This is a genomic window from Aeromicrobium sp. PFPM2_SD2, assembly GCF_057364525.1.
This window is the reverse complement of record NZ_JBNFNZ010000081.1, coordinates 1-7,297: the sequence shown is the minus strand read 5'-3', so window position 1 is coordinate 7,297 and position 7,297 is coordinate 1. Positions and strand designations below refer to the sequence as shown.

The window sequence follows — 7,297 nt, the reverse complement described above, 5'->3', positions numbered from 1 at the left end:
CTCGGCGCCCCAGCGGATGCCGGCCGTCTGCTCGGTGCCCAGCGGCACGCGGGCGCTCAGGGTCGCCGGCTCCTGGCGCGGCGCCACCTGCACGACGTCGCCGTCGGCGTCCACGATGCCGCTGACGCCGTTGGTGGAGGGCACCAGCACCCAGCGGCCGGTCTCGATCGCCCGCAGCCGCGAGATCTTGAACTGCTGGTCCGGCTGGCTGGTGCCGGTGAAGGAGGCGTTGGACGTCTGCACCACCATCACCTCGGCGCCGCCCTCGACGTCGTCGCGGACGACGTCGTCGTAGGCGATGTCCCAGCAGATCGTGTCGCCGACCGCCGTGCCGCCGATCGACAGGGAGCCGGGGTCCTCGCCGGCCACGAAGTCGCGCGGGATGTCGCGGTCGACGCGCGGCACGATCGAGCCGAGCTGCTGGCGGAACGGGACGTACTCGCCGTACGGCACGGGACGACGCTTGACGTACTTCTCCCCCGGGCCGTCCTCGGTCCAGACCAGGCCGGCGTTGAGCGCCGTGGTGTCGGTGGGGCCGTCGAGGATGCCGCCGACGAGCAGCGGCGCCCCCAGGTCGGCGACGAGGTCGTCCAGGAGCCGGGCCGCGCGGCCGTCCTCGAGCGGGTCGATGTCGGTGGCGTTCTCCGGCCACAGCACGAAGTCCGGCTGCGGCACGCGTCCGGCGCGGACGTCGTCGGCCAGCCGCCGGGTCTCGGCGACGTGCAGGTCGAGGATCTCGCCGCGCGGCCAGGTCAGGAACAGCCCGGGCACGTCGCCCTGGACGAGGGAGACCTGCCGGGAGCCGTCCGGGCCGGCGACGCCGGTCGGCAGCACCGCGCAGACCACGGTGAGGGTCGCGACCCCGGCGACCGTGACGACCGCCCGGCGCAGCGAGAACGCCAGCACGAGCCCGGCGAGGGCCAGGGACACGGCGAACAGGAGGGCGCTGGTGCCGTTGACGCCGACGTAGCGGACGCTCGCGGCGAACGGGGTGTCGATGGCGGTGTGGCTGAGCCGTCCCCACGGGAAGCCGCTGAACGGCACCCGACCACGCAGCATCTCGACGCCGACCCACACGCCGGTCGCCCACAGCGGCCACCAGCGCAGCCGCATCGCGCGGCGCAGCCCGAGCGCGGCCAGGGCGAGGAAGGGCACCTGGGCGAGGACGAGCGCGACGTAGGCCCCGTCGCTGACCGCGCGCATCCACCAGATGAGCACGCCCATGAAGACCAGGCCGTACAGCGCGCCCGCGGCGAGCGTCACGCGGGCGCGACGCGGCTGCAGCTGGTGGACGACGACCACGAGGACGGCGACGCCGACGACCATCGCGTAGGGCAGGGCGACCGGGTCGAAGGCGAGGGCGGACAGGACACCGGCGGCGGCACTCGCCGCGAGGGCCACGGTCGTTCGCACGCGGCCACCGTACAGGCATCGTCCACGCCAAGAGTCCGGCCCCTTCGGACCGACACCGAACGAGCTGGAGGCCCGCGCGGTGCCGTTGTCTACTGGAGCCGGAACCCTTGACGTCGTCCACCGCGTGGCGCCCGGCGGGACCTGTCGGACGCAGTCCCCGGGCTTGGCGGGAGACCGGGAGGCGTGCGTCGGACAGGGGCGCGGACGGCCCAGCGGCGGTTGGTGGACGGCACGACTCTGCCGCCGTGCCGCGGGGCTGTCAAGCGGTTTGGACCAGGCCGGGACCTTCGGGTCAGGGCAGGCGGACGAGCTCGCGCGGACGCTCGTTGAGCACCTCGAGGCTGCCGTCCTCGGCGACGACCGCGATGTCCTCGATCCGGGCGCCGTAGGAGCCCTCGACGTAGAAGCCCGGCTCGATCGAGAAGGCCATGCCCGGCTCGAGCGCCAGGTCGTTGCCCTCGATGATGTAGGGCTCCTCGTGCGTCTCCTGGCCGATGCCGTGGCCGGTGCGGTGCAGGAAGAGCTCGCCGATGCCGGCCTCGGTCATGAGGTCGCGGCCGACGGCGTCCACCGACGCCGCCGTGACTCCGGCGCGCGCGTGCTCGCGCTGCGCGGTCTGCGCCGCGAGCAGCACCGCGTACTTGGCCAGGTAGTCCGCGGGCGGCTCGCCGCCGGCGACGTAGTTGCGGGTCGAGTCCGAGCAGTAGCCCTCGGGCGTCGTGCCGCCCAGGTCGACGACGACGGGCTCCCCGGCGCCGATGACGCGGTCGGAGACCTCGTGGTGCGGGGACGCGCCGTTCGGGCCGGACCCGACGATCACGAAGTCGACCGTCTCGTGGCCCTCCTCGAGGATCGCGCGGGCGATGTCGGCGCCCACCTCGCGCTCGGTGCGCCGACGCGCAGGAAACTCGCCCATCCGGGCGTGGACGCGGTCCGATCGCCTCGCCGGCGGGCCCGCAGGCGCGGCGACCTCGGCGGCGTCCTTGCGCATGCGCAGCTCGGTCAGCAGCGGACCGGCCAGGACCTGGTCGGTGCCGGGCAGCGCCGCGCCGAGGCTGAAGACGCGCGAGGCCCACATCTGGTCGTCCAGCGCGACCGTGCCGGCGCTCTCGCCGACGATCGAGGCGACGAGGGCGAACGGGTCGTCGGACTCGTCCCAGGTAGCCAGCTCCACGGTGGTGCCGGAGTCGAGCGCCGCCTGCTTCTCCAGGCGCGGCACGACGAGCACGGGGTCGCCGGACGCACGCACGACCAGGCAGGTCAGGCGCTCGAGCGGCTTGGCCGCGTAGCCGGTCAGGTAGCGCAGGTCGGCGCCGGGCGTCACCAGCAGCGCGTCGACGCCCTCGCGCTGGGCGAGGGCCTGGGCACGGTCGAGTCGAGAAGTCACGCCGCCACCCTACGGCCGCGCCCGTCACTAGACTCACGGCCATGCCGTCGCGTCCCCGCCTGCTCGCCCTCGACACCGCGAGCCTGTACTTCCGCGCCTTCTACGGCGTCCCCGACTCGCTCAAGGCGCCCGACGGGACGCCGGTCAACGCGGTCCGCGGCCTGCTGGACTTCGTCGCGACGCTGACCGAGGCCCACTCCCCCGACGTCGTCGTCGCGTGCTGGGACGACGCGTGGCGGCCGCAGTGGCGCGTCGACCTGCTGCCGACCTACAAGACGCACCGGCTGCTCGATCCCGAGGCGCCGGCGGCCGAGCAGGCCGAGGAGACGCCCGAGGGACTGGGCCCGCAGGTGCCGCTGATCCGCGAGGCGCTGGGCCTGCTCGGCATCGCCGTCGTCGGGGCGCCGGACGCCGAGGCGGACGACGTGCTGGGCACGTACGCGGTCTCGTGGGACGGGCCCGTCGACGTCGTCACCGGCGACCGCGACCTGTTCCAGCTGGTCGACGACGCCAAGCCGGTGCGGGTGCTCTACACGGCGCGCGGCGTCCGCCAGCACGACGTGGTCGACGAGGCGTGGGTGCGCGACAAGTACGGCATCGAGGCCGCGCAGTACGTCGACTACGCCGTGATGCGTGGCGACGCGTCCGACGGGCTGCCCGGCGTCGCCGGCATCGGCGAGAAGACCGCAGCCACGCTGCTCGCCACCTACCCGGACGTGCTCGCGATCGCCCAGGCGGCGCACGACGACACGTCCGCGCTCAAGCCGCGGGTGCGGCAGAGCCTGCGCGACTCGCTGGCCTACATCACCGCGGCCGTCGAGGTCGTCACCGTGAAGCCCGACCTGCCGAACCTGCCGCAGCCGGCCATGGCGCCGCCGGACCTGGACGGCTTCGCCGCCTTCGCCGAGCAGTGGAACCTCGGCGGCTCGGCCCAGCGGGTCCTCACCGCGCTCGGTCACCCCACCGGCGACTGACCCCCGTCCTCGCTGAGCGTGACGTTGTGCACGCGACACGCCGGTGGGGGCGTGCAGAACGTCACGCTCAGCGAGCAGGTGGGGTGGGGATCCTGGCTCAGGCGGTGTCGACCACGCCGTGGCGCAGCAGTCCCACGGCCTCGCGCGCGGTCCGGCGCAGCTCGCCGCTGCCCGCGGCGTCGGCCACCTGGGCGGTGAGGTCGATGAGCTGCTTGACCGCCCGGACGAAGTCGCCGGGGGCCACGTCGGCCTCGTAGAGCACCTCGTCGAGCTCCGCGCCGGACGCCCAGCGGTACGCCGTGTGGGCGAAGCCGAAGTCCGGCGGGCGCAGGAAGCGCAGCCGGTGCTCGCGCTCGACCATCGCCAGCTCACCGGCCAGCCGGTCCATGTCGACGGCCACCTCGCGCAGGCTCTCGCTCGGGAAGCGCGGCGCGGGGGTGTCCTCGTTGGCCCGGCTGCTGAACGTCAGGCCGCTGAGGACGCCGGCCAGCTCGGCCGGACCGAGCCCGTTCCACAGGCCCTGTCGCAGGCACTCGCTGATCAGCAGGTCGGACTCGCTGTACAGCCGCTGCAGCCGCTGGCCCTCGTCGGTCACCGTGTCGCCCTCGAGGTAGCCCAGCGCCTCCAGCACCTCGCAGACGCGGTCGAACTCGCGGGCCACCGTGTTCGTGCGCTGCTCGATGCGGCGCCGCTGGGTGGACGTGTCGCGCTCGAGCTTGAGGTGCCGCTCGGCCCAGCGCGCGTGCGACTCGCGGTCGGGGCACTGGTGGCACGGGTGGTCCTTCATCCGGCGGCGCAGCTCGGCGATCTCCGCGTCGTCGTGGAGGTCGCGCGCCGGGCGCGGACGCTGCTTGGTGCGCTGGTAGTCGGCCCGGTCCGCCTGCATCCGCAGGGTGTGCGCGAGGTCGCGCCGCGCCTGCGCGTTGCGCGCGTTGAACTGCCGGGGCACGCGCATGCGGGTCAGCGGCTCGGCCGGCACCGGGAAGTCGATGGTGCCCAGCCGGCGGGCGTGCCGGGACTCGGTGAGCACCAGCGGGCGCGGCCCGTCACGGTCGGCGCTGCTGCCCGGGTCCAGCACGACGGCGAGCCCGGAGAACTTGCCCGCCGGCACGTCGATCACGTCGCCGACCTTGAGCGCCAGCAGGGACTCGACGACCTGCTCGCGGACCTGCGCCTTGCGCCGCCGGGCGCCCTGGGCCTCCAGGTCGCTGATCTGGCGCCGAATCGCTTGGTACTCCATGAAGTCGCCCAGGTGGCACGTGGCGGCCTCGGCATAGCCCTCCAGGGCCTCCTCGGCCTGGTGGATCTGCCGGGCCAGCCCGACGACCGACCGGTCGGCCTGGAACTGGGCGAACGACTGCTCCAGCAGCTCGCGGGCCGAGGCGCGTCCGACCTGGTGCACCAGGTTGACCGCCATGTTGTAGGACGGCTTGAAGCTCGACTTGAGCGGGTACGTGCGGGTGGACGCCAGCCCGGCGACCTGGCGCGGGTCGAGCCCCGGTTGGAAGAGCACGACGCCGTGCCCCTCGACGTCGATGCCGCGCCGGCCGGCACGTCCGGTCAGCTGGGTGTACTCCCCCGGCGTCACGTCGGCGTGGGTCTCGCCGTTCCACTTGGTCAGCTTCTCCAGCACCACCGAGCGGGCCGGCATGTTGATGCCCAGGGCCAGCGTCTCGGTGGCGAAGACGACCTTCACGAGCCCGCGGCTGAACAGCTTCTCGACGCACTCCTTGAACGTCGGCAGGACGCCGGCGTGGTGAGCGGCGACGCCGCGCATGAGCGACTCGGCGAAGTCGTGGTAGCCGAGCACGTGCAGGTCGTCCTCGGACAGCTCGGAGACGGCGGCGTCGACGTAGCCGCGGATCTCCTCGCGCTCCTCGGGCGTGGTGAGGTTGAGCCGGGCGTCCGCGCACTGGCGCACCGCGGCGTCGCAGCCGGCCCGGCTGAAGATGAACACGATCGCGGGCAGCAGCCCCTCGGAGTCCAGCTTCGCGACCAGGTCGGGCCGGCTCGGCGTGTGGAAGCGCTTGGCGTGCGGCCGCTTGCCGCCCTTGCCGGGACGGCGGTCGCGCGGGATGCGGCTGAGCTGCCAGTCCTCGCGGGCCACCCGCTCGAGCGCCTTGTTGACGGTGACGCCGTCGTCCTCGAACAGCGGGAACATGCGGCGTCCGACCAGCACGTGCTGGTGCAGCGGGACGGGCCGGCGCTCCTCCATGACGGTGACGTTGGAGCCGCGCACCTCGGTGAGCCAGTCGCCGAACTCCTCGGCGTTGGACACGGTCGCCGACAGCGCGATGACCGAGACGGACTCGGGGAGGTTGATGATGACCTCCTCCCAGACCGCGCCGCGGAACCGGTCGGCGAGGTAGTGCACCTCGTCCATGACGACGAACGCGAGGCCCACGAGGGTGCGGCTGCCCGCGTACAGCATGTTGCGCAGCACCTCGGTGGTCATGACGACGATCGGCGCCTCGCCGTTGATGGAGTTGTCGCCGGTCAGCAGGCCGACGTTCTCGGCGCCGTGGCGCTCGACGAGGTCGTGGAACTTCTGGTTGGACAGCGCCTTGATCGGGGTCGTGTAGAACGCCTTCTGGCCCCGGGCCAGCGCGAGGTGCACGGCGAACTCGCCGACGACCGTCTTGCCGGCTCCGGTGGGCGCGGCGACGAGCACGCCGGACCCGTCCTCGACGTGACGGCAGGCCTGCTCCTGGAACGGGTCGAGCCCGAACGGGTAGCCGCCTCGGAAGTCGGCGAGGTGGGGGTGCTGACGGTCCCGTCGGGCCTGGGCGTAGGCCTCGGCCGGGCTCCTGGTCGCGCTCATGGCTCCACCCTAGTGAGCGCGTCGTGACGTCACGGAACGAAGACGCGCAGCGCTCCCGGCACGACCGACACGGTGCGCGGCAGGTGGCCGAGCCGCTCGCCGTCGCCGTAGGCCACGACGCCCGGCGCGGCCAGCCGCACCCCGGCCGGACGCGGCGCCCGCTGCACGGCGGGGTGCGTCAGGTGCGGCCGGAGGGCAGCTGGGGCAGCACGGTCAGCAGCTCGCGGATCGGCACGGGGTCGACCAGGACGACGTCGAGCAGGCCGTCGTCGGGCTGAGCGCCGGCGCAGATGCGCAGCCCACCGCCGAACGACTCGCCGTTGCCGACGGCCACGAGCATCGCCGCGTGGTGCTCGGTGCGGCCGTCCAGCTCGAGCTCGAACGGCAGCGGCTCGAAGACCCGCAGCTCCTGGAGGACCGCACGCAGGTACCGCAGGCGTCCGTGGGGCCAGCGCAGCGCGTTCGCCCGCTCGTTGACCTTGGAGTCGAAGCCGGAGGCCACCACGGACGCGACGAGGGTGCCGTCGACGTCCATGAGGTCCAGGTCGCGGGTGCGACCGGCGTCGATGACGTCGACCGCGGCCAGCACCGAGCGCAGCGGCAGGCCGAGGGTGCGGGTCCACGTCGTTGCCGGTGCCGGCGGGCACCAGGCCGACGGGCACCTGCGTGCCGGCCACCGCGTCGAGCACGCCGTGCAGCGCG

General features: G+C 73.7%; 4 protein-coding genes and 1 pseudogene. 1 reads left to right on the top strand and 4 read right to left on the bottom strand.

All coding sequences use genetic code 11. The features are described from left to right. Positions 1–1,413, bottom strand: a 1,413-nt coding sequence (lnt, locus tag AC2W7G_RS06035; protein ID WP_485867637.1) for an apolipoprotein N-acyltransferase, incomplete at its 3' end; no start/stop codon positions are given. 292 nt (positions 1,414–1,705) lie between these two features. Then, positions 1,706–2,800, bottom strand: a complete 1,095-nt coding sequence (locus AC2W7G_RS06030; protein WP_485867636.1) for a M24 family metallopeptidase — start codon at positions 2,798–2,800, stop codon at positions 1,706–1,708. Positions 2,801–2,841: 41 nt separating this feature from the next. Between AC2W7G_RS06030 and AC2W7G_RS06025 the strand changes: the two genes are divergently transcribed. After that, complete coding sequence (locus AC2W7G_RS06025) at positions 2,842–3,774, top strand: 5'-3' exonuclease (RefSeq protein WP_485867635.1); 933 nt, start codon at positions 2,842–2,844, stop codon at positions 3,772–3,774. A gap of 97 nt (positions 3,775–3,871) precedes the next feature. On the opposite strand, the gene AC2W7G_RS06020 is transcribed toward AC2W7G_RS06025, so the two are convergent. After that, a complete protein-coding gene (locus AC2W7G_RS06020; RefSeq protein ID WP_485867634.1) occupies positions 3,872–6,595 on the bottom strand; it encodes a DEAD/DEAH box helicase in 2,724 nt (907 codons plus the stop codon). Positions 6,596–6,624: 29 nt separating this feature from the next. Continuing rightward, positions 6,625–7,130: pseudogene (locus tag AC2W7G_RS06015) on the bottom strand (hypothetical protein). Positions 7,131–7,297 lie beyond the last annotated feature (167 nt).